This window comes from Sphingobium sp. HDIP04 (genome assembly GCF_000445085.1).
Lineage (GTDB): Bacteria > Pseudomonadota > Alphaproteobacteria > Sphingomonadales > Sphingomonadaceae > Sphingobium > Sphingobium indicum.
Genome location: NZ_ATDO01000114.1, coordinates 98,903 through 124,705, shown reverse-complemented (window position 1 = coordinate 124,705; position 25,803 = coordinate 98,903). Strand labels below are relative to the sequence as shown.

Sequence of the window (25,803 nt, the reverse complement as noted above, 5' to 3'; positions counted from 1 at the left end):
CCAATAAAGGGGTTCACATTGTCGGTCGCTTATACAAGCTGCTCTCTGGCGGCTTCCTTGCTCTTGACACTTCTCACCGGTTGCGCGCCGACTGGACGGTTTGAATCTGCCGCATATGCCGCACCGATGAAATACCGTGCAACTGCGCCCGAGCGGGTCGCGCCTGCTCGCCCGCAGCCTCCCGCCGATCTTCTCAATGCGGTGCAGGGGCTTGGAACGTCGTTTAAGGGCAAAGTCGGCATTTCCGTGCGCAACATGGACGAGGGCTGGACGGTATCCTTCAATGGCGGCCGAATGCTTCCGCAGCAAAGCGTCAGCAAATTATGGGTGGCGATAGCAGTGATGGACGCGGTCGATCACGGAGCTCTATCCCTGTCCGATCCGGTAACGGTCAGGAGGTCTGACCTCACTGTCTTTCATCAGCCAATCCGTCCCCTTGTGACTAAGGCCGGCTATCGCACCACCATCGGTAAGCTGTTGGAAATGGCGCTGACGCGCAGCGCCAACAGCTGCAACGACGTGTTGCTCTGGAAGGTGGGCGGTCCCGAGGCGATCCGAGCCATGCTCAAGCGAAAGAGGATAAACGATGTGGGCTTCGGCCCGGGGGAACGCAAACTTCAGGCAAGGACGGCCGGGCTGCAGTGGCGACCAGAATGGGCTGGCGGCTGGGGCTTTTTGAAGGCCCGAGCGGCAATGCCCTTCGCCGCGCGCGATCGCGCGCTCAAGCGTTATCTCGCTAATCCCTATGATGGAGCCTCGGCGAATGGCGTGACCTTGGGGCTGATGCTGTTGAAGCAGGGAAAGCTGCTCAGCAAGTCCTCGACCCGGCATCTTCTCAGCCTGATGCGCGCCAGCAGAACCGGGCCCCTGCGCCTGCGCTCGGGGCTTCGCAATGGCTGGACGCTTGCGCACAAGACCGGCACCGGCCAAGACTTGGGGAGCCTGACCACCGGCTATAATGACGTAGGCATTCTCGTTTCGCCCGAGGGCCACCGCTATGCCGTGGCGGTGATGATCGCGAGTACCCGTGCCCCGATCCCAGCGCGCATGCGGCTCATGGGTGACGTAACGCGTGCAGTTATCAGAACGGATTAGGACATCCGGCGCGCACCATGCGAAACCAACTGGGTGGTAGAACAGGGCCTTGCGGCAATCCTCGGCGCATTCGCGGCGGGAGTCGATTCGCAGGCTCGGGGCGGCCGAGGCGAATAAAGATCGTATAAAAACACCTGTGCTATTTCTCTGGTATTGATGATCAAGGCACTCCGCCTGGAGAAAATTTGTTGAGCGTTCGTGGAAAAGAAGATTTCGGTTTCACTGAGACAAACGATGGAGTTGTTTCAGGGCTTGGCTGGCGGCACGCACAAGCAGTGCAATCGCTTCAATCACTGATTGAAGCAAGGCTTGCCGCTGGCTTTGCAGAACTGGATAGCCAGACTGGCAACGTCGAAGTTCGGCGGCAATTATATGCTGATCTTGTGCGGAAGGCGATTGGCATGGCGCGGCAGCGGTTACCGGACAATCCATTTCTCGAAGATTTGATCAGTGCAATCTACAGTGGCGCAGAGTCTACCGGTATCGATGTACGGAAAAGGACCATGTGAACCTTCTCAAGCCGTCGTGACGTGATCCTGGTCATCTCGGAGATTCAATAAGAAAGCTGACGAAAATCTTGCACCACCAGCCTGCGTCCTGAGATGTGACGATGTCGTTTAATTGTTGCCAGCGTCGCTGACGTTCCGGCCTTGGCATTGCAAGCGCCTGAGCGATCGCCTCGGAAACCTCCTCGCTGCTGTAGGGATTGACCAGCAGCGCTTCAGTCAACTGAGCAGCGGCTCCCGCAAAACGAGATAGGATCAGGACGCCAGGATCATCGGAGTCCTGCGCCGCCACATATTCCTTCGCCACGATGTTCATTCCATCGCGCAGCGGGGTGACGAGAGCTACACGCGCGGCGCGGTATATGCCCGCGAGAGTGGCGCGGTCATAGGCTTGGTTAACGTAGCGTATCGGCACCCATTGTGGACTGGCATAGGCGCCATTGATATGACCTGACAACGCTTCGAGGCCGGATCGGATTTCCTGATATTGGCCCAGTTCGTCGCGTGATGGAGGAGAGATCTGTAACAGATATATCTGTTCGTGGAGCTCCGGATGAGTGGATAGCAGGCGCTCATAGGCCTGGAATCGCTCTTGCACGCCCTTGGAATGATCAAGCCTGTCGACGCCGATGATCATGGTCCGGCCAGCTGCGCTTTTCACCATGGATTGGTGCACAGTCTGCGCCGCTTCGCTCAGGCTTATCGCCTTAAACTCCTCCGCATCCAGTCCTACAGGACAGACAACAAGCTGGACAGTTCGGCCATTCCAGGCGACGCGGCCATCTTCGTCCATTTCCAGGCCAAATTGAACGCGCAGATAATCGAGAAAGGATTGCAGCCAATCATCAGCCTGGAACCCAACGACATCATAGGCGAGCAAGAGCTCGACCAACTGTCGGTGGCTAGGAAGGGATAGAAGCAGACGCATGGGCGGCCATGGAATGTGCAGGAAAAATCCAAGGCGGTTTCGCCGGCCCAGCTTCCGGATATGGTCTCCCAGCGGCATCAGATGATAATCATTTACCCAGACAAGGTCGTCCTGCTCGACAAGCGGGATCAATGTTTCAGCGAGGCGCTGGTTAACCCGCTCATAGCCGTTTGCGAACGCACGATCATAATGGGCCAGGTCAAGCCGATAGTGGAATAAGGGCCATATCGTGCAATTGGCGTAGCCGCTGTAATATTCCTCGACATCTTTGGCTTCGAGATCGACGATGGCGGTCGTGATATCGCCTGACTTCTCGAAATGTATTCCGCCGGTGAAATGCTCGGTCACATTGCCAGACCACCCGAACCAGATGCCGCCAGTCTCTCGCAGCGCGGCCGAAAGCGCGACAGAAAGTCCGCCCTGACTGCCGCCGCCATCGTCTGGATTTGTGGGCTGAACGCGGTTCGAAACGATGATAAGGCGGCCCATCTCAGTTGGCCGCGATCAGGCGATATCCGACACCCGGCTCTGTGAGGAGAAGGCAGGGATCTGAGGGATCCTGCTCGATCTTCTGGCGCAGAAGGCCGATATAAACGCGCAAATATTGAGTGTCTGTCGCATCTGCTCCCCAGCCCGCTGCAAGCAAGCGCTTGTGCGTGACAACCTGCCCGGCCTTGCGCGCAAGCGTCTGCAACAGATCATATTCCTTGGGAGATAGTTTGACCGGCTCGCCTGACAAAGTGACGCGGCGCGTCGGGAAATCAATCGTCAGTCCGCCGGCGGAATAGGTTGATGCCTCGGCCTTCGAAAGAGAATGGCGCCGGACTGCGGCGCGCATCCGCGCCATCAGTTCGCCGATTTCGAAAGGCTTATTGACATAATCGTCCGCTCCCTCGTCAAGGGCCGCTATCTTCTCAGCCTCCTGATGTCGTGCCGAAATGACGATGACGGGTACGTCCTGATCAAGGCGAATGCGTTGAAGAAGCGACTTGCCGTCGAGGTCCGGCAGGCCGAGATCGAGTAATATGAGGTCGAACTCGACGGCTGCGATAGCGGACATCGCGTTGCGTCCGTCCTGTGCGACCGTGATGCGGTAGCCAGCCGTCTCCAGAACGGGCTGAAGCACGTCGATCAGAGAAGGTTCATCATCGACAACGAGAATGTGCAAGGAGTTCATGCTGGAGGGTTTTCTGTTGTTAGGGGGAGCGTAATGGTGATGGTCGTGCCACGGCCGTAGGCGCCAGGCGACCTGGCATCGATCCGACCGTCGAGCGCTTCTACAAAGCCCTTTGCGATCGCAAGGCCAAGCCCGCTTCCGCGCGGCAAGGAGCGAGGGTGGGAAACGCGGTAGAACCGCGTGAACACCCTTTCGAGATCTTCGGCTGATATGCCCTGGCCCTCATCCGACACAGCGATGATGCAGCAATCGCCGTCACGGCGGATATCGACATCGATGCGCGTTCCGTCTTCGCTGTAGATGATCGCGTTGTCCAAAACATTGACGAGCACAAGCTCGAACATAGCCGCGTCGACCGTCACGAGGAGATCGTGGCCGCTCAAGTGTCGCACGATCTGGCGACGGCCCGCTCGCGCGCGGATCCTCTGCATGATCGCGCTGATGGTGTCGGCCACGCCCAATGTCTGCGTGCGAGCAAGCGACTGCCCCGCTTCAAGGCGGCTCATTTCCAGAAGATTGGAGGTGTAGCGGTTGAGGCGGTCGCATTCGTTGACGATGCCCCGCAGCAGGCGCTCCGCCGCGGCAGGTTCGAGCTTGTCGCGAAATTCGATGAGGCTTGATGCGGAGGCGCTGATGGCGGTCAAGGGCGTCCGAAAGTCGTGGCTGACCGATGAGAGCAGAGCGGTCTTGAGTTCCTCGGTTCGGGCTTGAGCCCGGCTTTCGGAAATGCTTTCCGAAAGTGCGGCGCGCTCGACTGCCAGGGCGATTAGATTAGCAAGCGCCGACATGAAGGCGCTTTCCAGCCTGGGGGAGGAGCCATGCTCGAACAGAATGACCCCTTCAAATCCAGCGCTGCTGTCTAACCGGTAAGCCGTGTAAGGCTCGTTCCGCTGCGGACTCTTAGAGGATACAGCGGCTTCCCTTACAAGCTCCAGCCCGCCGTCGCTGCCTGACCTGTTCTGGGCGGCATCAAAGGAGCCATCCCGGACAAGGAAAAGCCTCGTTGCTGTTCCCACCGCGCCCGTCAGATGATCATCGAGTGTCGCTGCGATATCCGAGACACGCACGGCGGATTGGAGAGACTGGCTGATATCGAGCAGGCTGCTCAGTTGGCGGTTGCTGTAGTCAGCGGCTTGCGCCCGCTCCTTGAGCCGCGCGGCAAGAATGCCAGCCACCACGGCACATAGGCTGAACAGGAGCAACGGAATGATGTCCCGGCCGGTGGAGATCTGGAAGCTCAGAACAGGTTCGACCAGGTAGAAATTGTAGAGCAGGAATGCGGCGGTGGCGGCAGCCAGCGCTGCGCCCAGACCGCCCAGAGCGCCGCAAATCACCACGCCCAGGACAAAGAACAGCGCCGCCGCCACGCGCCCGAGCGATGGTTGTGCATATATGGCGATGAACCAGGACGGCAGGACGATAGCCGCCGCCAGGACCAGGGCTCGCCAATCGAGCGAGAGGGGGCGTGCGTCCTCGGGAGGGCCCGGCTCTCGATGCTGTCGGTCGATCATGGACGCCGACACGGCAAGGGAAGGTGAGAGGGAGGCATTTCGCAGCTTAGTCAGCAGGACCGGACTGGTCCATGCATATAAAAGCTATAATAACGCTCGGCCGCACCATGCGCTTAAATAGGATAGCAGAACTGCCCCGGCCGGTGTCCGGCCCGATGATGAGATGAATACGAATGCTTTGCAGCATAACATCTTTACTACTCATCCGCGATCCTCGGCCGGCCGTTTCAGGGTGGCCGCAACCGTGCGCTACTGCTGGAGCACTGTAAGCGGGCATGAAACCGGATGTGCGGTTTGCAATGGCGGGACTGACTGGAAGGCCTCGTTTTCCGAGGCCCGTGATCGTCCTCGTCGTGGAGGATGAAGCGCTGGTCAGCATGAATGTCTGCGAATTTCTGATCGACCAGGAGTTCACGGTTTTCGCGGCTCAGCACGTCGAAGAGGCGCTTGACGTGCTTCACCAACTGAATGGCAGGATCGATTTGCTCTTCACGGATGTGAACATGCCGGGTGAACGGGATGGCCTCGATCTGGCGCGAGAAGTTAGCATTCGTTGGCCCGGCACCCGAGTACTGATCACATCGGGCGGGTTGAACGGGCAAGAGCTTCCGGTTGACCTTCGGCAGTTTGGACCGATCCTGCCAAAGCCCTATCGTCTCGATGCGCTGGCCTCGAAGATCATCGATGCCATCTTCCCTCCTTTGGAGCCGATACAATTATTGGCGACTTAGGGTTTCCCTCAAAGCAACCGCGGTCGCGTACCGGAGTTCAATCCTGCGTACGGACCCAATCAGCCGGAGAAAAATCCATGCGCAAGACTTTGCTCACCATCCTGTTCCTATCCACTGCCTTGCCTGCCGCCGCGCAGCAAACCCCACCTTCGGGGGCAGCCCCGGCGCAAACGCCCGCCGCTGCCCCCGCCACGGCACCAGCTGCAGCACTTAGCCAGGAACAGATCGTCGCCTTCAACAAGGCGGTTACTGATTTCACGGCAGGGCAGCAAGCACAGCAACAGGGCGACAATGCGACAGCTCTCGCCAAATATGAAGCTGCGCTTCCGGCGATCCGCGATGCGGTCAAGACCCAGCCGGACAAGATCGAGAATGTGAATTTCCTCGCCAACGCGCTCTATGCCACGGCGGCTGCGAACGCTGCCTTGCAGAAGCTCGATGCGATCGCGCCGCTGTATGAAGAAAGCCTGCCGTATTGGCGCAAGGTCGTGGGGGGCAAGCCCACCGACGCCCAGAGCCGTGGCGTGCTGACGGGAGTCCTTATCCAGTTGGGTAACTTCAAGCTGGGCAAGGAGGACAAGGCGGGCGCAGCCCCGCTCTATGCGGAGGCGGTTCCGCTCGCCCGCAAGGCCGTCGCCGAACAGTCCAACCCGGTGAATCGGAACCTCCTGCTCGCCGCGCTCATTGGCGTGAGCCAGACCAGTGAGGATGCAGCGCTCAAGGCCGAAGCGGCGAACATGTCGAAGGCGATGCTCGCCGACGGTACGGTCGACGCCGCGAACAAGCCTTCTGCCCAGGTCCTTGCCCAGTCGGCGAAGGCGGGCTGACGTTCATTGATTCGGCGCGTCGCGGGCCTGCGGGTCACGGCGCGCCGGAGCTCGCGATGGCTCATTGCCATTTGACGATCGGTTCGTCGTTGCCGGGCGCGACAAAGGCGACGCGTTCGAACTCAACTGCGATCACGCAGCGGGGGGCTATGGACGGGCTGTCCTGTGAACAATGGACTGGTTGACCATCGGGAAAACCGGAGAGCTTGCCTTCCAGCTGAAGCTGATATCCTTGGCTTGAGGGAACTTCTCCCTCCTCCAGCTTGACCGTAGAGGAGTAGGGCCGATCGCCTCTTCTCAGTGTGCGGGGACTTTCGGGTGAATAAAATCGGGCAATCGCTAGGCGCTGCCCGGCAGTATCCAGCACAGCGTCCGATGGCGCAAGTTCGCCCGTCCCACACTGCTCCCCACGCGTCCAAGGGCGGCGCAGCCAGAAGCCCTCCACGGCATCGAAGGCCATTTCGCCCGCGACCTTCCTTATCCATTCGACCTTTGCGAGATCAGTGGCGCGTGCGGCAAGCCGGAGCGCCCGGCTTTTCTGATTGAAGTTCCACCCCGCCCAGTTTTCCTTTTGCGCATCCTCCTTCATTTCTCCCCGGCAGCCGAACGGCATTCGCAGGATAAAAGAGCGCCCGACCAGCCTTGAATTAGCCTGCGGCAAGGGCGTCCCGCTTGCCACGGCGTCGGCGGCATCCGCCGCCGCGGCGATGAGAGCGGCGCGGTCGAGCGGCGGGGGAAGGGCAGGGATCACAGGAATTTTCGGCACCTCAACTACAGGCTTTGGCTGCTGAACAACCTGCTGGTCGCGCGCAGGGGCAGGCGCCGTCTCCGTATCCATGAGGACGAACGCCAGCGCACCGCCCGCTCCAGCCGCAACAAGATGGGAGAGGATGCGTAACCGGATATTCTTTTCGGGCATAGGCAACAGCCTAGCAGATCATGATGGGCAAATTGACCCCTAGCTGGTCGTTTTTGCAGGTTTTTTTCATTTCTGCTCCCTCGCTCGCCTCTTTGTGCTAGCCGATGCCCATGACGATCGAGCAACTCGTGACCCTGTTCGTGCTCGCCGGCGTGATTCTGGCGCTGATTTGGGACAGGGTCCGCGCAGACGTCGTGGCGCTCGCTGGAGCTGCAATTCTGCTGCTCACGGGCGCTGTTCGTCCCAGCGAAGTACAAGGGGCGTTCGGCAGTCCCGCGATCATCGCGCTCGCGTCCCTGTTCGTCATTGCTCACGCCATGGAACTGTCGGGCCTGCTCGATCTGCTGATAGCGAAGGCGGTTGCGCTCTGCCGTCGCATCGGGGCGCTGGGTATCTGGTTGCTCATCCTGCTGTGCGGCGGCGCATCGGGATTTCTCAACAACACGCCGATTGTGGTGCTGTCCGCGCCTGTCGTTCGAGACGTTGCGAAGTCGCTCAAGCTCGATCCCAAGCGCTTCCTGATGCCGCTTTCCTATGTGGCCGTGCTAGGGGGCTGCTGCACGCTCATCGGGACATCGACGAACCTTCTCGTCGATGACATGGCGCGATCTTCGGGACAGCCGCCCTTCTCCCTTTTTGAGATCACGCCGGTTGGCCTTGTCGTGGCGGCGGCGGGGGGGCTGTATCTCTTCCTTTTTTCCGGGCGGCTGCTTGCCAGGCCCCTGCCTGCCTCGCTTGAAAGGGTGGAGGCGGCCCTCCCGCATCACGTCAGCCACCTCGACCTGGCCGGCGATGCGATCGGCGAGCCTGAAGACTTTGCCGTGCAGCGCCGGCTCTCGCCAACCAGGGCGCTGACATCGACGGCCATCTTCATCGGGGTCATCACGCTCGCCGCTCTCAACATCGCACCCATTGCAGCCTCGGCCTTTGCTGGCGCGGTGCTGCTGATCCTGCTCCGCGTGATCCGACCTGAGGAGGCCTATGGCGGACTACGCCCTGAGATCCTGATGCTGATCGTCGGCATGGTCGTCATCGGCATAGCGCTGGAACAGACCGGGCTTGCGGCCTCGGCTACGAACGCGCTGGTCGGAAAGGTGGGACTCTTTGGGCCCTTGGGAGCGTTGATCCTTCTCTACGGCGCGACCCTGGTGCTGACCGAGCTATTGTCCAACGCCACCGTGGCTGTGCTGGTGACGCCAATCGCGGTTGCGCTTGCGGAAAGCCTCGGCGTCAGTCCGCGGCCGTTCCTGGTCGCCGTCATGATGGCGGGCAGCGCCGCCTTCGCGACCCCCTTCGGCTATCAGACCAATGTGCTCGTCTATCAGATGGCAGGCTACAGCTATCTTGATTTCACCAAGGTCGGACTGCCGCTCAACATCGTCACTTGGATTGCGGCTGTTGCGGCGATCCATTGGTTTTTCCCCTTTTAGCATGGCTATGCTCTGCTCGGGGGCAGAGCGTCACGCTGCGCCTCCCAGCCAGGCGGCCTCGTCGCGCAGCTGCCATCGGTAATCGGGCTGCTCCAGCGCGTTCCGCAGCATGTTCGCGCGATCGGTGACGGCGATGCGGTTGAAGCCCTCCAACCTGCTTCGGGCCAGGCGTGCGATGCGGTCGACATATCGTTTGATCGCCGCCAATCTCTTAGGATCGTCGCAAACCATCGCCACTTCGCCCAACGAACTCAGGAAGCGTTGCGCAGCGACCATGTCGTTCGCGCAATATTGCGCCAGCGCGCCAAAGCCCCTGTCCAGGAATTCGTTGAACCCGTGCGGATGCGCAATCACGCGCAGCGAACCTTCTTCGTCCTGGCGCAGATGCGATGGTATCTCGCGGCCGCAAAGATCGGACATAGCAGCACTTAGCCAGTCGAGGCAGGTGACCGCGGTGAAAGGATCGTTCACGCCGCGCGACAGTGCGCGCGCAGCGATTTCGACCAACTCATCGATCAGGAAACGCAGATCCTGCAAGGCAGTTCGCTGTGATCCGATCAGGAAGGTGTTGGCCAGTGCGCGGTACGCTTCCTCACCGCAACGTTCGGCTGGCCATGCCTCCAGGAGCGGGCGGCCAGCATGCACGAAATCTCCTGGCTGATAATGAAGCCTTATCACGAGGTCGTGGCAGGCGGCGAGGCGTAGCAATTCCTCGTCGCGGACGAACTGGATATAGCCCGTTCCGGCGGACTCCACGAACCGCAGCTTCGATGTTGGGCGCGCATCTCCATACCGCCGCAACGGGTCGGGGATAGCCGCTTCGTCATCGTGGCGGGGATTGGACGGGTCGCCGAGGAGGCGAGGAAAGCGATGGCCCACCTCCCGCAGCAGTCTTTGACCCACATCCTCTATGACATTGTTGATATGAATCTTGCTCGGTACATGGTGGATGAAGAAGATCAGCACGGCGATCGAACAGAGCGCCAACAGCACGGCGACGAGCAGCGCCAAATTGGGTACGAAGCCCACGCCCCCGGACTCTTCGGGCGAGCGGACAGTCCGCAGCACAACGAGACAGTAGAGGAAGGTGGCGATGAATGTTCCCAGTGTGATCTGATTGCCCCGGTCCCGCATGAAGTTGCTGAGCAGTCGAGGACCATATTGGCCTGACGCATAGACCACGGCGGCGATCGTCACGGAAAAGACGGTGCCCGCGACGGTAATCATCGATCCGCCAATCGCGGATAATAGCTGCCGGGCGCCGCTTGGCCTGGAAGCGCGGAGCCAAGGTAGGCGATCCATCCACAAGGAACCTTGATAGCTGTCCAGCCAGATCATGCCTCCGGCCAGCAAAATGGCCGCTGCAGCCATCAGCGACGGCAGGAACCAATAGCTTTGCCGCAGCATATCGGCCAGGCGCAGCAGGCGCGCCCTCATCGCACATGTTCCGAAGGCCAGGCGCTTCGGGCTCCCGCTCGATCATTCCCGATGACGCTGAGGCTTCCGTCCGTTTCAAGGACGACAGCCGCAACCTGCCCAAGATCTCCGATGCCGGCCGAACGCACCGCGGCCTTCACCTCATCTTTCGACACCCTCTCGGCGCGCAAAGCTCCGTCGATCATCTGACCGTCGGCCAGGAGGATGCGAGGCTTCCCTTTGGCGAACCGCGCGACGACCCGGTATCGGCATACGCTCCAGGCTATGATGAATTGCAGAAGCGCCAGCAGCGCGAAGGCTGCTATTCCTTCCAATAGCGCCACTCCCTTCGTCAGCAGCACTGTTGCGAGCGTTGAACCCAGCGCTACGGTGACCACCAGGTCGAAGGCGTTCAACTTCGCCAGCGTGCGTTTGCCGCTGAGCCGAAGCACGATCACCAGCATAATATAGGCGAGACACCCCACCAGGATCACGCGCAGAAGGCCTTGCCAGTTGTCGAACAGCATCGCGGTCCTTTCCTCTACTGGAGGAACGCGCATGCTGCCGAAAAGTGCAGACTGTTTGAACAGAGTGGGGCAGTATTGGCAATTGTTTAAAATCGTTCCTTTTCCTTACAGAAAAGGGAGAAATCGGGCTCGCGGACCGTTCAAGAGATCATGAGGTTATGCCGGTTTCGCTTTCGCCTTTTGGCGATTATCGCCGTTTCTCTCTCGAACTTCGTGAACGCGCAAGCGCAGCCCCTTCGGGCGGGAGCCGCATATGCTCTGCCGGGGCCTTTGTCGCAGGCGGATTTGCGGGCAGCGGTCCAGAAGGACGAAGTTCGCAGCCTCTATGCGGCGGTGGGATGGCGGGCATGCTGGTCCGTGGCCGCCGAACGGCAGTTGACCGATGCGCTTGATGAGCGGGCGAAGCACGGCCTGGATCGCATTGATTTCGGTCCGCTGCCGTCCTCATCGGACAGCGCGATCGATCGTGAGCTGAAGCTCACGCGACTTGCGCTCGCTTACGCCTCCGCACTTGCGCATGGCCTCGTCGATCCCGCCGCTTTGCACCCGGTCTATACCTTGCCCCGGCCCGACATGAATGTGCCAGTCGCGTTGGCGAGCGCGATCAAGGCCGGCCGGCTTGGTCAGTGGCTGGAGAGCCTTGCTCCCGCTACGGACGAATATCGTCGCCTGTCGGTGGCTTATCTCCATTATTCGTCGAGGGCGCTGGAAGACGCGCGCAAGCGGTTGCCCGATAACGGATTGATCCATGTGGGCGATCGTGATCCCAGAATTGCCGCCATCGCCGATCAGCTGGTGGACAATGATTATCTCAGTTGGGGAAATCTTGACCGCGCAGTGGGCGATAATGAGCGGCGTCCCGTCTATACCGTTTGGCTTGAAAGTGCGATCAAGCGCTTTCAGGAAGACTATGGAATAGCGGCAGACGGCATCATTGGCCCGGACACGTTCGGCATCCTTAATCTGCGTGCACAGGATCGGGCGCGCGCGTTGGCGGTGGCTTTGGAGCGGCGGCGTTGGATGCCCCGGACGCTGCCCGCCACACGGATCGATGTCAACATCGCAGCGGCGCGCCTTCGCTATATTCGCGACGGTTTGGTGATGGATGAGCGCAGGGCGATTGTCGGGCGTCCTGACTGGACGACGCCGCTGCTTCGTTCCCCGATCTTCCGCCTGGTTGCCAATCCAACCTGGACCGTACCCAAATCCATTCAGCAGGCGGAACTGTCGGATGTCGACGCCGCCTACCTGCGGCGCAACAACATGGTCATGCGCGGGGGATGGATCATCCAGCAGCCGGGTCCGGACAATGCGCTCGGCGAGGTGAAATTCGACATGCGGAACGCTCACGCCATCTATCTGCACGACACGTCAGCTCCCGCCTTGTTCGAAAGAAGTGAACGTCACCTCAGTCATGGCTGCGTCCGCGTGGAGGATGCTCTTGGTTTCGCGCAGATGCTTGCCTCCGACGAAGGCGTGCTGGACAAATGGCTGGCGGCGCGAGCATCGGGACAGGAGCAGTTCGTCGATCTTCCCCGCGAGATTCCCGTGCGCCTGCTCTACCGCAATGTCTTTGTCAGGCCATCGGGCGAAATCGCTTTCCGCGCCGATCCCTATGGCTGGAACGACGCGGTTGCGCAGCGTCTCGGCTTCATCGGCACAGGCCGCAAGTCCCAGCCGGCGGCGATCGACATCGGACCTTAAGCGGCTGCCAGCGCGGCGAGGTCAGCGCCTGTCGGCCGCTGAAAGAGTCGCAGGTCGAAGTCGGGAAGGATCGCAATCAGGTGATCGAATATGTCGGCCTGTATCCCCTCATATTCGTTCCAGACGGTGCTGCTTGCAAAGGCATAGATTTCCATTGGCAGCCCGTTCTCGCTGGGGGCAAGCTGCCGCACAAGCAGCGTCTTGTCCTGTGCAATGTCGCTGCGTGACTGCAGATAGGCCAGCACATAGGCGCGGAAGGTGCCTATATTGGTCAGCCGCCTGCCGTTGACCGTGCCGCTTGCGCCATGCTCCAAATTCCATCGCTCGATCTCCTGCCGTTTGTGATCGAGATAGGGTCGCAGCACTGCAAGCTGCGCCATCGCCTCGATGTCGCCATCGTCCAGAAAGCGCACGCTGCGCTGGTCGAGCATCAACGAACGCATGATGCGCCTTGCCCCGGATTCAGACATGCCGCGCCAGTTTCGAAAGCTTTCCGAAATAAGGCGGTGCGTGGGGACGGTGGTGATCGTCTTGTCGAAATTCTGGATCTTCACCGTATGCAGCGCGATGTCAATCACATCCCCATCGGCGTTGAACTGCGGCATTTCTATCCAGTCGCCCACGCGCACCATGTCGTTGGAGCCGATCTGAACCGAGGCAACGAGCGACAGGATCGTGTCCTTGAACACCAGCATCAGTACCGCCGCCATGGCGCCAAGGCCGGACAGCAGCAGCAGCGGAGACTGGTTCATCAGCGCGGCGATGATCAGGATCGCTGCCGCGCCATAAAGCAGCAGCTTGCCCAGCTGCACATAGCCCTTGATCGGCCGGTGGGCGGCGTTTGGGCGGCGCTGATAGAGATCGTTGAGCAGCGTCAGGAAGCCGCTGAGCGCGATCGCGATCGTCAGGATGATGAATGCGGTGCACAGGCTGCGGACGAATGTAACGCCCTCGGCTGGGAGATGCGGAACGGCGCCTATGCCGGTCTGAATGACCAGCGCCGGCACGATGTTCGACAGCCGCGCGACGATTGCGCCGAGATGCCCAGCTTCGATCCGAAAGGGGAGGTGGTTCAACAGACGAAGCAGAACTCGCAGTACCACACGCTTGGCGACCCAGTTCGCGATCCAGGCGAAGGTCCCGAGTAGCAGCAGCGCCAGCCCGGTTTGAATCCAAGGCTGGTTTACATAGCCGCGCGTCAGCGTTGAGATACTATCGTTGGACACCGGAAGGTTGGTGATCAAGCCTGTTTCTCCGCAAAAGGGTCGTCATAAAGGGACCGGCCCGCCGTCTCGGGCATGAAGCGCAGCGAGATCAGGCCGACGCCGCAGGCGAGCATCATGTAGAATGCGGGCATCAGTTCATTGCCGGTGTAGCTGATCAGCCCGCTGCCAATCGCCGGGGCCGTCCCGCCGAAGATTGAGGTCGATACATTATATGCGATGGCGAACCCCGCGAACCGCACCTGCGTCGGGAACAGCGCGGGAAAGGTTGCTGATATGGTCGCGAGTTGCGGAACATAAAGCAGCCCTAGCAGCGTGAAGCCGATGATCGCACCAGCAAGTCCAGTCGCCATCAGGAGGTAAAGCGGCATGACCGCCAGCAGCAGCCCGATCAGCGAAACCCGCCACATCATGCGCCGCCCGACCTTGTCCGAGAGCGCTCCCGCAAAGGGCAGGAACAGCATCATCAGCATCATGCCGATGATCGGCACGATCAGCGCCTCGTCGCTCGTGAGGCCGATCCGGCGTTGCAAATAGGTGGGCATGTAGCTCAGCAGCGTGTAATTCACGACGTTCAGCGCCACTACCAGTCCGCCCACCACCAGCATCGGTCGCCAGTGCCGACGCATCAGCAGTGACAGCCTAGGTGAAGGCGGCCCCGCATCATGCAACGCCGCCGCCGCGCGAAAAACCGGTGTATCTTCCATCTTTGAGCGGAGATACATGCCGACCAGCCCCAGGGGTGCCGCCACCAGAAATGGCACGCGCCACCCCCATTCATGCATGGCCGCATCGCCCAGCATCAGCGAAAAGCCCAACATCAGCGCAGCGCCCAGCGAAAATCCCGCCAATGTCCCGAACTCCAGGAAGCTGCCATAGAAGCCGCGCTTATCGTCTGGCGCATATTCCGCCATGAAGGTCGCCGCGCCGCCATATTCGCCACCGGTCGAAAAACCCTGCACCATGCGCAGCACTATTAGCAGCACCGGCGCCCAAAAGCCGATGCTGGCATGATCCGGGATCAACCCCACACACAGCGTAGCGCCGGACATCAGCAAAATAGTGAGCGCCAGCACTGATTTGCGTCCCATCCTGTCGCCAAGCGGCCCCCAAAACAGCCCGCCCAACGGCCTCACGAGGAAGGAAATCGCGAATGTCGCCAGCGCAAACAGCACCGCTTCCTCCGTGCTGCCCGGAAACAACGCGGCAGAGATATAGGTCACGCCATAGGCATAGATGCCATAGTCGAACCACTCGGTCGCATTGCCCATGGCCGACGCGGCAATAGCGCGGCGCAGCGTGGCGTCCTGCCCGGTCGCGGGCTCGGCCACGGCGGCGGCGGAAATCGCGGTCATGTCGTCTGTCCTTCATCGGCGCTGTTGGGGTCCAGCAGCGCGGCCATGGGGGTGGTGCGTGGCATGATCTGAAATTCCTGCTGATACATGACCGGCACCGGATCGGATGCGCGCTGCCGCCATAACCCGACCATCATGGCGAGCCCGGCGCAGCAGGCGATGAAGAGGAACAGCCCGCCCGTACCCGCCGCCGTCATGAATCCCGCCGCCAGCACCGGCCCCAGCGCCGCGCCGATCGAATAAAGCAGCACCAGCCGACCGCTCGCCGCCACTCGCTCGGTCTCCAGCAGCCGGTCATTGCAGTGCGCTACGCACAGCGGATAGAGCGCGAAGCTCAATCCGCCGAACAGTGCGCCTAGTCCCATCAGCATCAGGCCGCTACCGCCGGTCATCGACAGCGCCACGCTTGTCAGCGCCGCCGCTGCAAAGCTGCCGACAATCACCCGCCGCCGGTCATGCCGATCCGACAGGCGCCCCAGCGGCCATTGCAGCGCCACACCACCCAGAATGACGATCATCATGAAGCGCGCTGTTTCGGCAAGGTCCAGCCCGAGCCGCCTTACATGCACCGCCGCCATCCCGTAGAAGGCACCCAGCATCAGCCCGGTTGCCACCGCGCCCCACGCGCCCAGCGGCGACGCCGCCAGCAACGACCGGATCGAAAAGGCGCTCGCCTCCACGGGGGCAGGCGCGGAACTGCGCGTCAGGCAAAGGGGGATGATGGCCAGCGAAATCAGGATGGAGGCGATCTGGAAGGGGATGGCGGGCAAGGCCCCGGTCGCCCCCAGCAGCAACTGGCCGATCGCCTGCCCCGAATAAAGAGCGACCATGTAGGCCGCCAGCACGCTGCCCCGCATCTGCGGATCGGCTCTGTCATTCAGCCAGCTTTCCAGGCACACGAACACGCCCGCGACGCAGATGCCGTCGGTCAGCCGCAACAGCATCCAGAACAGCGGTTGCGTCCACAACGCATAGGATAATGTGCTGGCCGAGAGCAGCGCAACGAAAGCGGCAAATCCGCGGATATGCCCCACGCGCCGCACTATGCCGCCCGCGCGCAGCGACCCTACAATCAGCCCGCCAAAATAGGCGGTGGCGACGATGCCGATGGTCATCGTGTCGCTGCCCGCCCGGTTCAAGCGCAGGCTGATCAGGGTTGCCAGAAACCCGCTGCCCGCCATCAGCATGAAGATGGAAAGCAAAAGGCTTCGGACAGGTTGGATGGCCAATAGCATGACAGTCGATCAGGCGGCGCGCTTCCCCTTCGCCGCCATCTCTTCGCGTTCCACCAGAACGTGGTGCAGCGCCCGCACGGCAGCATCATAATGTTCGACATCGATTATGAACTGCACATCGACATTTCGGATCTGGTGCTGCATCGCGATGACGCCGACGCCTTCCTCGCCGAGAGCGCACAGCGCATCGGAGACCAGCGAAGGTCGGGATATGTCGCTCCCGATCACCGACACCATCGCCACCGGATGGGCGGAGATCGAGGCATCCAGGTAGCGTTGCTGAAGATCGTCGATCACCCGCTTCACCGTCGCCGCATCGGACGACAAATAATGGGTGATGGTATTGGCGTTGGACGATTTGCTGACGATCCATGCGTGATGCCGTGTCAGCGCCTCCAATATGGCAGCGTCATAGCCCTTTACGCCGACCATGTCCTGCTCGAAGAATTGGAGCGCCTGCGCATGACGAACGCCGGTCACGATCTCGACGCGCGCCGTTTCGGACACATAATCGCCGCAGATCAGCGTCCCGCCATCTTCCCGGTCGAATGTGTTGCGCACGCGTAGCGGAATGTTGGCCTGCCGCAGGCCCCGACCCGCGCCGGGATGGATCGCCTCCATGCCCAGATTGGCGAGCTGGTCGGCAACGTCATAATTGGTGCGACCGATCTTGCGTGCCTTTTCGATCCCCACCAGCTTCGGGTCGGCGCTCGACAGGTGGAACTCCTTATGGATGATCGCCTCGCGCGCCCCGGTCAGCACCGCGATGCGCGAGAAGGTCATTTCCGAATAGCCCCGCGCATAGCGGCGCACCATGCCTTCGCGGCACCCTGCATAGCCGGTGACGATCGGCAGGGTGGAGGTAAGGTCGATGACTTCAAGCGCCGTCACAATCCGCTCGTCCAGTTCCTGCATATCCTGCTGATACCACAGCGTCAGATCGACAAAGGCGGCATTGACCCCCCGGTCGCGCAGCAACAATGCTGTGCTGTGGGCGCTATGTGCCTCGCCCAACCCCGCGAGCATTTCCCGTACCGTTATCAGCTGCTCCTTGACACAGAAGCGCCCGTGGCTGCGCAGCCGCGCGAGATCGTTCAGGCATGCGGCCGCGGCATCGATCCGCATATCGACGAAGGCGTCGGCTTCCCGTTGGCTGTCGGCCCGCGCGAACATCTGGGCATTGCGCGCGCGCATCGCGGAACGCACCGCTTCGATCGCTTCGCGCCAGCCGTCGGTGCCTTCATCCGCGACGAAACGGGCATAGACGCCCGGCTGGCCGCTCTTCTTGTGCTCCAGTAGCAGATCGGTCATCCCCGCATAGGCGGACACGACGAAGATGCGGTTGTAAAGATCCGCGCCCTTTCGGCCTGCTATCAGCACATTGTCGAACAGGGTGGCTGTCTGTGCCATCGACGTGCCGCCGATCTTTTCCACGCTATGGCGGTTCATATCAGCACCTCCTCGGCCAGCGAACCGGACACAGGCACGATCGGCTGTGGTTCACCTCGCGCCGCGATGAATTCCGGGCGTGGCTTGTCGACGCCAAATGGCGCGACCAGCCGGTTGCTGACCGCATTATAGACCAGGAACGCGTTGGCGCGGGGGAAGGGGGTGATGTTGCCGTTCGATCCGTGCATGATGTTGCAGTCGAAGATCACGACGGAACCCGGCTTGCCCGTCGGAGCGACGATGCCATGCTTGTGCGCCAGTTCGGCCAGACTGTCCTCGTCCGGTACGCCATATTCCTGGCGCTTCAGCGACATGCGATAATGATCCTCGGGGGTTTGACCAACGCAGGTCAGGTAGCTGCGATGCGATCCTGGGATCAGCATCAGCGGTCCGTTATGAGGCGTGTTCTCCGCAAGCAGCACCGACATCGACAGCGCTCGCATGCGCGGCATGCCATCCTCGACATGCCAGGTCTCGAAATCGCTATGCCAATAGAATTCCTTGCCCTGGAAGCCGGGCTTATAGTTGAGGCGCGACTGGTGAATATACACTTCGTCACCCAACAGGAAGCGCGCCACCTCGGCGAGCCTTTCGTCGGCGGCCAGCCTTGCGACAATCAGGCTTTGCGCATGAATGCGGAAGATTGAACGGATTTCGCGGCTGCCGGGTTCGGTGATGACCGTTTCAACCTCCAGCGCGTCCGGGTCCGACAATAGCTTGCCCGCCTCGCGCTGAAGGAAGGACACCTCCTCGTCAGAGAACAGACTCTCCAGTACCAGATAACCGTCGCGGTCGAACTGCGCAGCCTGTTCCCTGCTGATCGCCGCGTCCTGGGTCCAATCGCCGTGCACGACGGGGTCGAGACGCGGCAAAAACTCCGCCACATTCGCATGGCGGGATGGGTAGATGTCTTGCAAGGGCCTTCCCCCTTTTCAGTCAGGTTCAATTACTAAGCGCGGCCTCGCGGATCATATCCGCCTCAGCGGGATAGGCCCCGCTTTCGTCATGCACTTCCCTGCCGGTGACCGGCGGATTGAACACGCAGGCGCACAGAATGTCGGTGTTGGGGCGTACGATATGCTTGTCATGGGCGTTGAGCGCGTACATGACGCCTGAGGCCAGCTGATGTGTGATGCCCGTGCCTAGATCCTCGATCGTGCCATTGCCCTTCAGCACCAGCACGGCTTCCAGATGATTTTGGTAATGCATGTGGATTTCTTCGCCCGCATACATGGTCGTGATGTGGAAGGAAAAACCCATATTATCGTCCTTCAGCAGCAAGCGCGCGCTTTCCCACTGATCTGACGCCACGTTTCGATCCGATTTACGGATGTCCTGCAATTTGCGAACAATCATGATGTTTCCTTTATTCCGCTGCGACGCCGTAGGGCACGGCCAGTGCTTCGCGGATGCAATTTTCCAATATGTCGATGCCCGCCGAAAGCTGGGCATCGTCTATGATCAGCGGTACGAGTATCTTGACGATTTCGTCATGCGCCCCGCTCGTTTCGATGATCAGGCCGCGTGCGAAGCAAGCTGCGGTGACCGTGGCAGCCACGGCGCCCGATCCGACGTCGATGCCGCGCATCATCCCCCGGCCTCGGGTGGACAGACCGTATTCTGCTGCTATCGCGTCCAGGCGGCGCTCGATCAGTTCTCCGCGACGCGCGATGTCCTGCTGGAACTGCCCATCGCTCCAGAAGTGTCGCAGCGCGGCGGTGGCGGTGACGAAAGCGTGGTTGTTGCCTCTAAACGTCCCATTATGTTCGCCGGGCGACCATTGGTCCAGTTCCGGCCGGAACAGAGCCAATGCGAAGGGTAGGCCCATGCCCGAAAGTGACTTCGCCATCGTCACGATGTCGGGCGTAAAACCCATGCCTTCGAAGCTGAAGAAGCCGCCGGCGCGGCCGCAACCAGCCTGAATGTCATCCACGATCATCAATGCGCCATGGTGCTTCGCAATGGCGCTGATCCTGCGCAGCCATTCCGGCGAAGCGGCGTTCAAACCGCCTTCGCCCTGCACCGTTTCCACCAATATGGCGGCTGGTGCATCGAGGCCGCTCGACGGGTCGGATAAACGCCGCTCCAACAGATCGGCGGTGTCCACCTCCGGACCGTGATAGCCGTCATAGGGCTCGTGCGCGACATGGCTGAGCGGGACGCCTGCTCCGCCTCGCTTGGTGGCGTTGCCTGTGCAGGCAAGCGCGCCCAGCGTCATGCCGTGAAATCCGTTGGTAAAGGCGATTACCAACTCGCGGCCCGTCACCTTGCGGGCCAGCTTTATTGCCGCTTCTACCGCGTTTGTGCCGGTCGGCCCGGTAAACATCGCCCGATAACCCAGTCCGCGCGGCTTCAGGATTACGCTTTCCAGCGTTTCGAGAAATGTCGCCTTGGCGTCAGTGTGCAGGTCGAGGCCATGGGCGATGCCGTCGTCCTGGATATAGTCGAGCAGCGCCTGCTTCAACACAGGATGGTTGTGGCCATAATTCAGTGTCGAGCACCCGGACAGGAAGTCGAGATACACCCCGCCCTGATTGTCGTGCATCCACACGCCTTGCGCCTTGTTGAACTGGCGGGGCATGGAACGGGCATAGCTGCGAACTTCGGACTCGCGCCTTTCATATATCGAGGTGTCAGGTTTCCGGCTGGTGGGTCGGGGAAGCGTGGTGATCATGTCGCCCTTTCTCCTTGTGTTAGGCCGCCTTCGTCATGGGCAGCGGGCCGATACGCGCTAGCCATTCGGTGGCATGTGCGCCGGCAAAATGAGTGTCCCGGTGAAACAGCGCGCTTTTCGCAAGCGCGGTGCTCCACTGTTTCGCCAGCCCTTCGAACAGGGCCCAGGACGGCGCGTTGTCATCCGTCACCGTGGTGATCAGGTGGGTGACGCCTTGAGACGACGGGCGATCCAGCAGCGTTTCGATCATCCGGCCGCCCAGCCGCTGCCCTCTGGCGGCAGGCGCGACGGCAACTTGCCAGACGAAGAAGCATTCCGGCTCGGACGGCGGGCGGTATCCCGAAACCCATCCGGCTATCGCGCTGTCTCGCTCAGCAATGATGCAGCTTTCGGCAAAATGCGTGCACTGCAAAAGGTTGCAGTAGGCGGAATTGGGATCAAGCGGCGGGCATTGCGCGATCAGCGCGGTGACCGCCGGGCCGTCCGCTGCAACGGGCCTCCGGAACCGGAGCTTGGATGCGCGCCCAAGTGAAAGGCGCGCAGAACTCCGTGGCGGCTGGCTGGCCGCATCGGATTCATACTCAAATATACTTTATCTCCCAAATTATAATTTGGTGCAGGATTAGGTCCACCCCCTCATGTCGACGGGTTACCTATAAGATTTCGTCGCGTTTTTCAACCGACCAGCCATTTTCCATTTCTTCATCACATAAAGAATCCATAAAGATGCTTTGTCTACCGAAGGAATTTGCATGGCTTTAAACCCCTATCTTTTCTATGTTTTCTTCATGAGTTCCAACATCGCCTCCCTCACGCTTCGCGCGCTCCGCCGCGTCCTGCGCGCCACTGAAATCGGCAGCCGCCGCCTCGCCAATGCGACGGGCCTCACTCCGTCCCAATGGCTCGTGCTTCGTGAAATCGCCTCGCGTGATTCGGTCACGCCCAGCGAGGTTGCCCAAGCACTGCAATTCAGCCAGGCCACGATCACGACAGTCGTCGACCGTCTACAGGAACTGGGATTCGTCCAGCGCCAGCGAAACGAGCGCGATAAGCGGCAATTCATCCTGTCAGCGCTTCCCCCGGGCTTTGTCGCGCTTAACGATGCCCCCGACTTACTGCAGACGACGTTTACAGAGCGGTTCAACCATCTGCCGTCTTGGGAACAGGCAATGATCCTTGCGGCGGTGGAACGGCTGGCGATGCTGATGGACGCGCAGAATATCGATGCTGCCCCGCTGCTCGACAGCGGGCTTATTGACCGATCCGCGCCTATCTAACATGGATATGGATGGAAACCATTCAGCGATGAATAACTCCAAGTAGCCATCGACTAAGGAGCTCTGGCGGTTGACCGATCGTTTCTAGGCAGGCATCGCGAGGTAAACAGCGGTCTGTGCAAGGCAAGTTGCGTTCGTCCGACGGGTGCAACCACTAAGCATCTGGGTTGTTATCACCGGCGATGACCATCGCAGAGGTGCCCGACCTTGCCTTCATGCGACAGTCCTGCTGGCGATTTGTTTCGAGTTGGCCATGCATGGAGGCGAATCTATGATTGATCGCCTTTTTTCAGCGTTAGGCGGGTTCACACTGGCAGCGAGCGCTGACAGGCTGACCGCTCGCTCGGAGTTTGGAAGACGTGTACGCGCAATCTATCGCTCGGTCCGTTTCAGGCGGGTATTGATCGCATTTGACCTGACCCTGATATTCAGCTTCATCGTCCTCACCTTTGTACCCGCAGCCGACTGGGTGTTTTGGTTCAATAGCTTGCTGGCGGGACTGATCACGCTCGAGTTGATGGGCAGGATCGTGGCAGCTAGAGAACGCGTTCGGTGCCTGATGCAACTCGATACCTTCATCGATTTGCTAATCGTGATCTCACTTACTGTCCCTGCGATCGTTGGAAGTTTTGCCTTCCTCCGCGTGTTCCGAGCCGTGCATTTGTTTGAAGTCGTGGGCCTGGGCCATGCCCTGCGCATTCGCAGTCATTGGTTCGCGGAAAACGAAGAGGTGATCCGTAATGGTGCCCAGCTCTTGATCTTCCTGCTCGTCACCAGTGCTGTAGTGTACGAGGCGCAGGTCGGACGCAATCCGTCGATCGCCACATTCAGCGACGCTCTCTATTTCACTGTGACGACTGTTACTACAACGGGCTTTGGCGACATCACGCTCGTCGGTGAGACAGGTCGACTCCTTTCTATTGCGATCATGATTGCAGGCATATCGCTCTTCGTGCGGCTCGCCCAGGCCATCATTCGCCCAACCAAGATTCAGCATGAGTGCGAGCGCTGTGGCCTTTCACGCCACGACGCGGATGCTGTGCACTGCAAGCACTGCGGGAACGTCGTCAACATTCCAAGCGAAGGGAATTGAGGCTGCACTCGTGTGCGGGATCCATCAAGCAGGCATTATCTGGGAACCGACCCGATACCTGACCCGTCCATTATCTTGAGTAAAGATGGGAGGCAACATGTCTGCATTGCAAGATCAGGAACTTGCCAGAGAAAATGGCGCTGCCGCTCTCGCGCCTACCCAGATGCGCTGGGCGGGATGGAAACCTATATTGAAGCGCGTCTGGGTGAACAGCGGACGGCATAATCTCGGATTGCTGTCGGCAGGCGTAGCCTTTTACGCCTTTCTGTCGTTCGTGCCTCTGCTGGGGGCTGTCGTCATGATCTATGGTCTTGCCGCCGATCCCGCAACAGTCGCCCAGCATATGCGCACGATCATCGACCTCGTGCCGGCGGATGCGGCACGCCTCATCTACGAGCAGCTGACGCAGCTAACGAACAGCGCAGCGAACAAGAAGGGCTTGGGGCTGTTAATAGCGTTGCTGATTTCCATCTATGGCGCGTCACGCGCCTCAGGCGCGATGATCGGATCACTCAACATCATCTATGAGCAGGAAGACCGGCGCTCCCTTGTGAAAAGCACTTTTATCGCCACTGCTCTGGCGGGCGCAGCCGTGCTCGTGGGAATTATTGGCTTGGCGGCGGCATCCATGCTGAGCTTCGCCGAAGGGCTGGTCGCCGGGATCGGGCCAGTGGGCGCAGCTGCAGTGCAGGGGCTTACTTGGCTTGTCGCGGCGACGCTGTGCAGCTTCGCTATCGGGGGCATGTACCGCTTCGCGCCGGATAGGGCCGACGCCCGCTGGCAGTGGCTGACCCTTGGCTCATGTCTTGCAACTTTGCTCTGGCTTCTCGCGACCCTAGGCTTCGGACTCTATGCGAGCTGGTTCGGCGATTATGATGCGACCTACGGTTCACTGGGCGCGGTAGTGGTGCTGCTGATGTGGCTCTATGTTTCCGCCTATGCCGTGCTTGTCGGCGGTCTTATCAATGCCGAAACCGAACGGCAGACGGCGCGCGATACAACGACGGGCCCGGAAGAACCAATGGGTCACCGGGGCGCGACAATGGCCGACATGAGCGCAGCGCTGCAGAAATAGGCCGTGAATTTGCCAGCTATTACTCGTTGCTCCAGAGGGCGCGTGTCGGCATTTGAAGGGATTTGGAGATAGGGGCAGATGACAGACAGTGATTTGGCTGGGAGTGCCGGATCCGTCCTGCATGAGCGCATGGATCGCATGCCGCTCTATCGCTGGTGGCGGAGGAGGATCGTCGGCATCGTCGATCATGAGAAGGTTGTAGAGACGATCGTGGAAGAAAGCGGCTGGTCGCCGCGCTATTTGTTCATGACGATCATGTCGGCGGGCATCGCTGTCCTGGGCCTGCTTCTTTCTTCCCCGGCGGTCGTGATCGGCGCTATGCTGATTTCTCCGCTGATGAATCCGATCCTGGGCCTCGGCTTCAGCCTGGCCCTGTTCGATTTCAGCGAGATGCGCAGGGCATTGATTGCTCTTGGGGCGGGGTCCGCATGCGCCGTTGCCTTCACCGCGCTAATCGTGGCGCTCTCGCCCCTTCAGGCGCCAACCACCGAAATCATATCGAGAACGCGACCCAACCTCTTCGACCTGGGAGTCGCCCTTTTCGCGGCGTTGGCCGGAACCTTCGCGATCATCAGGGGAAGGGGCGGCACTATCGTGGGTGTTGCAATCGCGACGGCGCTCATGCCGCCGCTGGCAGTGGTCGGCTATGGCCTTGCGACCTGGAACTTGCCGGTACTGGGGGGAGCGTTCGCGCTGTTTGTCACAAACTTCGTCACCATTGCCTTGTCCGCGACCGTCATGGCGCGTGTCTACGGCTTCGGGCATTCTCTTTCAAGTCAGCAGAGCTGGGCGCAGACAATTGTCCTGATCCTGGTGTTCGTTGTCATGGCGATTCCATTGGCCTTCTCCCTCAAGCAAATTGCGGGCGAGGCCCTGGCGGTTACGCAGGTCCGATCCTTCCTGGCTGAGCGGTTTGGAAACAGTGCCCGCGTTACCCAGCTGGACGTCGATTTCGATGCGAAGCCGATCGCCATCCGGTCAGTCATCATCACGCCGCGTGCGCGCATGCAAAAAACGGCGACGCTCCAGTCCGACCTCGCGAGACGTCTGGGCGAACCCCTCCGCCTTCAACTTGATCAGGTCCTGCTAGAGCCGGGCGCGGGTGCATTGGAAGCGCAGCGGGAGGAACTGCGGCAGGCCAGTGCGCCTGGAGCCGCCGAAACGGCGCGGATTGGCGCTCTCACCCAGATGGTCTCGCTTATTGCGGGCGTGCCCGTTGATGCAATTACCCTGGACCGCGATCATCATCGCGCCAGTGCGTTGGCCGAGCCGATACCTGGCGCCAGTCTCGCAAGCTATCGTATGCTCGAACAGCGTGCGCGCAGCCAGTCTGGTGATTGGGACATTGCTATCGTTCCGCCTCAAGCGCAGCTGCCGCTGGTCCGTTTCGCGGACGGCTCCGATATGCTGGGTTCAGCGGCGCGCGACGCTGTGCTCACTTCCGCCTGGGCGGCCCGTCGATGGAACATTCGCGCGCTCGCGGTGCCGGGCCTGTCCAGTGAAGCGTCGGATGGACCTGATCTAGCTCAGCGCAGAGGGCTGGCCATCGCGGAGATTTTACGCGCCGAGGGCATCGCGCCAATCTCAACACCTGCTGCGGGCCAAAGCTTCAGATTGGCTGCCGCGCTGGACGAGAGTCTGCCATGACGCG

Annotated in this window: 24 protein-coding genes; 10 read left to right on the top strand and 14 right to left on the bottom strand. The window is 60.6% G+C overall.

The annotated features are described in order from the left end of the window. Positions 1–126: 126 nt before the first annotated feature. Positions 127–1,095, top strand: coding sequence for a serine hydrolase (locus L286_RS41150; protein ID WP_083198920.1), 969 nt, complete (start codon positions 127–129; stop codon positions 1,093–1,095). Between the two features lie 188 nt (positions 1,096–1,283). Continuing rightward, positions 1,284–1,604, top strand: a complete 321-nt coding sequence (locus tag L286_RS48640) for a hypothetical protein (protein ID WP_139111413.1) — start codon at positions 1,284–1,286, stop codon at positions 1,602–1,604. A gap of 31 nt (positions 1,605–1,635) precedes the next feature. Here L286_RS48640 and L286_RS41145 read toward each other — a convergent pair whose 3' ends face one another. From L286_RS41145 to L286_RS41135, 3 genes are read right to left on the bottom strand one after another with little or no spacing between them, the layout of a single operon-like run. Further along, positions 1,636–3,018 carry an alpha,alpha-trehalose-phosphate synthase (UDP-forming) gene (locus L286_RS41145; protein WP_021223854.1) on the bottom strand — a complete coding sequence of 461 codons (1,383 nt, stop codon included), beginning with the start codon at positions 3,016–3,018 and terminating at the stop codon, positions 1,636–1,638. A 1-nt stretch (position 3,019) separates the two neighbouring features. Then, positions 3,020–3,706: a response regulator transcription factor gene (locus L286_RS41140; RefSeq protein WP_020820577.1), complete on the bottom strand. Its 687-nt coding sequence runs from the start codon at positions 3,704–3,706 to the stop codon at positions 3,020–3,022. Further along, entirely contained in the window at positions 3,703–5,217 is a 1,515-nt protein-coding gene (locus L286_RS41135; protein WP_020820578.1) for an ATP-binding protein, read from the bottom strand. The genes L286_RS41140 and L286_RS41135 overlap by 4 nt, the downstream gene beginning before the upstream one ends. 275 nt (positions 5,218–5,492) lie before the next feature. On the opposite strand from L286_RS41135, the gene L286_RS41130 reads away from it, so the two are divergent. Then, on the top strand, positions 5,493–5,948 hold the full coding sequence (locus L286_RS41130; protein ID WP_238559336.1) for a response regulator: 456 nt from the start codon (positions 5,493–5,495) through the stop codon (positions 5,946–5,948). Positions 5,949–6,025: 77 nt separating this feature from the next. Then, the gene (locus tag L286_RS41125) at positions 6,026–6,775 is read left to right on the top strand and encodes a hypothetical protein (protein ID WP_020820580.1); all 750 of its coding nucleotides are present in this window, start codon (positions 6,026–6,028) and stop codon (positions 6,773–6,775) included. A 61-nt stretch (positions 6,776–6,836) separates the two neighbouring features. On the opposite strand, the gene L286_RS41120 is transcribed toward L286_RS41125, so the two are convergent. After that, positions 6,837–7,694: a hypothetical protein gene (locus tag L286_RS41120; protein WP_021223852.1), complete on the bottom strand. Its 858-nt coding sequence runs from the start codon at positions 7,692–7,694 to the stop codon at positions 6,837–6,839. A 110-nt stretch (positions 7,695–7,804) separates the two neighbouring features. On the opposite strand from L286_RS41120, the gene L286_RS41115 reads away from it, so the two are divergent. After that, a complete protein-coding gene (locus L286_RS41115; RefSeq protein ID WP_031293509.1) occupies positions 7,805–9,124 on the top strand; it encodes an SLC13 family permease in 1,320 nt (439 codons plus the stop codon). 30 nt (positions 9,125–9,154) lie between these two features. Here L286_RS41115 and L286_RS41110 read toward each other — a convergent pair whose 3' ends face one another. Both L286_RS41110 and L286_RS41105 read right to left on the bottom strand, forming a co-directional pair. Further along, complete coding sequence (locus tag L286_RS41110) at positions 9,155–10,531, bottom strand: DUF2254 domain-containing protein (RefSeq protein WP_238559335.1); 1,377 nt, start codon at positions 10,529–10,531, stop codon at positions 9,155–9,157. A 26-nt stretch (positions 10,532–10,557) separates the two neighbouring features. Continuing rightward, complete coding sequence (locus L286_RS41105; protein ID WP_021223849.1) at positions 10,558–11,067, bottom strand: DUF421 domain-containing protein; 510 nt, start codon at positions 11,065–11,067, stop codon at positions 10,558–10,560. 150 nt (positions 11,068–11,217) lie between these two features. Between L286_RS41105 and L286_RS41100 the strand changes: the two genes are divergently transcribed. Further along, positions 11,218–12,771: a L,D-transpeptidase family protein gene (locus L286_RS41100; RefSeq protein WP_274518526.1), complete on the top strand. Its 1,554-nt coding sequence runs from the start codon at positions 11,218–11,220 to the stop codon at positions 12,769–12,771. Here L286_RS41100 and L286_RS41095 read toward each other — a convergent pair. The 8 genes from L286_RS41095 to ectA are packed head-to-tail and all read right to left on the bottom strand — an operon-like array spanning position 12,768 to position 21,170. Next, entirely contained in the window at positions 12,768–14,015 is a 1,248-nt protein-coding gene (locus tag L286_RS41095) for a mechanosensitive ion channel family protein (protein WP_021223847.1), read from the bottom strand. The two genes, L286_RS41100 and L286_RS41095, sit on opposite strands and share 4 nt — an antisense overlap. After that, positions 14,012–15,349, bottom strand: coding sequence for an MFS transporter (locus L286_RS41090; protein ID WP_021223846.1), 1,338 nt, complete (start codon positions 15,347–15,349; stop codon positions 14,012–14,014). The genes L286_RS41095 and L286_RS41090 overlap by 4 nt, the downstream gene beginning before the upstream one ends. Further along, the gene (locus tag L286_RS41085; protein WP_031293506.1) at positions 15,346–16,584 is read right to left on the bottom strand and encodes an MFS transporter; all 1,239 of its coding nucleotides are present in this window, start codon (positions 16,582–16,584) and stop codon (positions 15,346–15,348) included. The genes L286_RS41090 and L286_RS41085 overlap by 4 nt, the downstream gene beginning before the upstream one ends. Positions 16,585–16,593: 9 nt before the next feature. After that, complete coding sequence (locus tag L286_RS41080) at positions 16,594–18,033, bottom strand: aspartate kinase (RefSeq protein WP_021223844.1); 1,440 nt, start codon at positions 18,031–18,033, stop codon at positions 16,594–16,596. Next, positions 18,030–18,950 (bottom strand): ectoine hydroxylase, encoded by a 921-nt coding sequence (gene thpD, locus L286_RS41075; protein WP_021223843.1) that lies wholly within the window; start codon positions 18,948–18,950, stop codon positions 18,030–18,032. The genes L286_RS41080 and thpD overlap by 4 nt, the downstream gene beginning before the upstream one ends. Before the next feature lie 25 nt (positions 18,951–18,975). Continuing rightward, on the bottom strand, positions 18,976–19,389 hold the full coding sequence (locus L286_RS41070) for an ectoine synthase (RefSeq protein WP_031293504.1): 414 nt from the start codon (positions 19,387–19,389) through the stop codon (positions 18,976–18,978). A gap of 10 nt (positions 19,390–19,399) precedes the next feature. Further along, the gene (gene ectB / locus L286_RS41065) at positions 19,400–20,707 is read right to left on the bottom strand and encodes a diaminobutyrate--2-oxoglutarate transaminase (protein ID WP_021223841.1); all 1,308 of its coding nucleotides are present in this window, start codon (positions 20,705–20,707) and stop codon (positions 19,400–19,402) included. Between the two features lie 19 nt (positions 20,708–20,726). Next, the gene (gene ectA / locus L286_RS41060) at positions 20,727–21,170 is read right to left on the bottom strand and encodes a diaminobutyrate acetyltransferase (protein WP_031293503.1); all 444 of its coding nucleotides are present in this window, start codon (positions 21,168–21,170) and stop codon (positions 20,727–20,729) included. Between the two features lie 289 nt (positions 21,171–21,459). On the opposite strand from ectA, the gene L286_RS41055 reads away from it, so the two are divergent. The 4 genes from L286_RS41055 to L286_RS41040 all read left to right on the top strand — a co-directional run bounded on the left by L286_RS41055 (position 21,460) and on the right by L286_RS41040 (position 25,799). Continuing rightward, positions 21,460–21,984, top strand: coding sequence for a MarR family winged helix-turn-helix transcriptional regulator (locus L286_RS41055; protein WP_021223839.1), 525 nt, complete (start codon positions 21,460–21,462; stop codon positions 21,982–21,984). Positions 21,985–22,255: 271 nt separating this feature from the next. After that, the gene (locus L286_RS41050; protein WP_021223838.1) at positions 22,256–23,077 is read left to right on the top strand and encodes an ion channel; all 822 of its coding nucleotides are present in this window, start codon (positions 22,256–22,258) and stop codon (positions 23,075–23,077) included. Positions 23,078–23,162: 85 nt separating this feature from the next. Beyond that, on the top strand, positions 23,163–24,152 hold the full coding sequence (locus L286_RS41045; RefSeq protein WP_021223837.1) for a YihY/virulence factor BrkB family protein: 990 nt from the start codon (positions 23,163–23,165) through the stop codon (positions 24,150–24,152). Between the two features lie 78 nt (positions 24,153–24,230). Beyond that, a complete protein-coding gene (locus L286_RS41040) occupies positions 24,231–25,799 on the top strand; it encodes a DUF389 domain-containing protein (protein WP_021223836.1) in 1,569 nt (522 codons plus the stop codon). Positions 25,800–25,803 lie beyond the last annotated feature (4 nt).

What these genes read in the sequence shown, in the direction of transcription:
- L286_RS41115 (WP_031293509.1), top strand. Translation starts at nt 7,805, where the DNA reads ATGACGATCGAGCAACTCGTGACCCTGTTCGTGCTCGCCGGCGTGATT.
- L286_RS41085 (WP_031293506.1), bottom strand. Translation starts at nt 16,584, where the DNA reads ATGCTATTGGCCATCCAACCTGTCCGAAGCCTTTTGCTTTCCATCTTC.
- L286_RS41045 (WP_021223837.1), top strand. Translation starts at nt 23,163, where the DNA reads ATGGGAGGCAACATGTCTGCATTGCAAGATCAGGAACTTGCCAGAGAA.
- L286_RS41090 (WP_021223846.1), bottom strand. Translation starts at nt 15,349, where the DNA reads ATGACCGCGATTTCCGCCGCCGCCGTGGCCGAGCCCGCGACCGGGCAG.
- L286_RS41055 (WP_021223839.1), top strand. Translation starts at nt 21,460, where the DNA reads ATGGCTTTAAACCCCTATCTTTTCTATGTTTTCTTCATGAGTTCCAAC.
- L286_RS41070 (WP_031293504.1), bottom strand. Translation starts at nt 19,389, where the DNA reads ATGATTGTTCGCAAATTGCAGGACATCCGTAAATCGGATCGAAACGTG.
- L286_RS41150 (WP_083198920.1), top strand. Translation starts at nt 127, where the DNA reads ATGAAATACCGTGCAACTGCGCCCGAGCGGGTCGCGCCTGCTCGCCCG.
- ectB (WP_021223841.1), bottom strand. Translation starts at nt 20,707, where the DNA reads ATGATCACCACGCTTCCCCGACCCACCAGCCGGAAACCTGACACCTCG.
- L286_RS41140 (WP_020820577.1), bottom strand. Translation starts at nt 3,706, where the DNA reads ATGAACTCCTTGCACATTCTCGTTGTCGATGATGAACCTTCTCTGATC.
- L286_RS41080 (WP_021223844.1), bottom strand. Translation starts at nt 18,033, where the DNA reads ATGAACCGCCATAGCGTGGAAAAGATCGGCGGCACGTCGATGGCACAG.
- L286_RS41120 (WP_021223852.1), bottom strand. Translation starts at nt 7,694, where the DNA reads ATGCCCGAAAAGAATATCCGGTTACGCATCCTCTCCCATCTTGTTGCG.
- L286_RS41040 (WP_021223836.1), top strand. Translation starts at nt 24,231, where the DNA reads ATGACAGACAGTGATTTGGCTGGGAGTGCCGGATCCGTCCTGCATGAG.
- L286_RS41050 (WP_021223838.1), top strand. Translation starts at nt 22,256, where the DNA reads ATGATTGATCGCCTTTTTTCAGCGTTAGGCGGGTTCACACTGGCAGCG.
- L286_RS41125 (WP_020820580.1), top strand. Translation starts at nt 6,026, where the DNA reads ATGCGCAAGACTTTGCTCACCATCCTGTTCCTATCCACTGCCTTGCCT.
- L286_RS41135 (WP_020820578.1), bottom strand. Translation starts at nt 5,217, where the DNA reads ATGATCGACCGACAGCATCGAGAGCCGGGCCCTCCCGAGGACGCACGC.
- L286_RS41100 (WP_274518526.1), top strand. Translation starts at nt 11,218, where the DNA reads ATGAGGTTATGCCGGTTTCGCTTTCGCCTTTTGGCGATTATCGCCGTT.
- L286_RS41130 (WP_238559336.1), top strand. Translation starts at nt 5,493, where the DNA reads ATGAAACCGGATGTGCGGTTTGCAATGGCGGGACTGACTGGAAGGCCT.
- L286_RS41110 (WP_238559335.1), bottom strand. Translation starts at nt 10,531, where the DNA reads ATGCTGCGGCAAAGCTATTGGTTCCTGCCGTCGCTGATGGCTGCAGCG.
- L286_RS41145 (WP_021223854.1), bottom strand. Translation starts at nt 3,018, where the DNA reads ATGGGCCGCCTTATCATCGTTTCGAACCGCGTTCAGCCCACAAATCCA.
- L286_RS41105 (WP_021223849.1), bottom strand. Translation starts at nt 11,067, where the DNA reads ATGCTGTTCGACAACTGGCAAGGCCTTCTGCGCGTGATCCTGGTGGGG.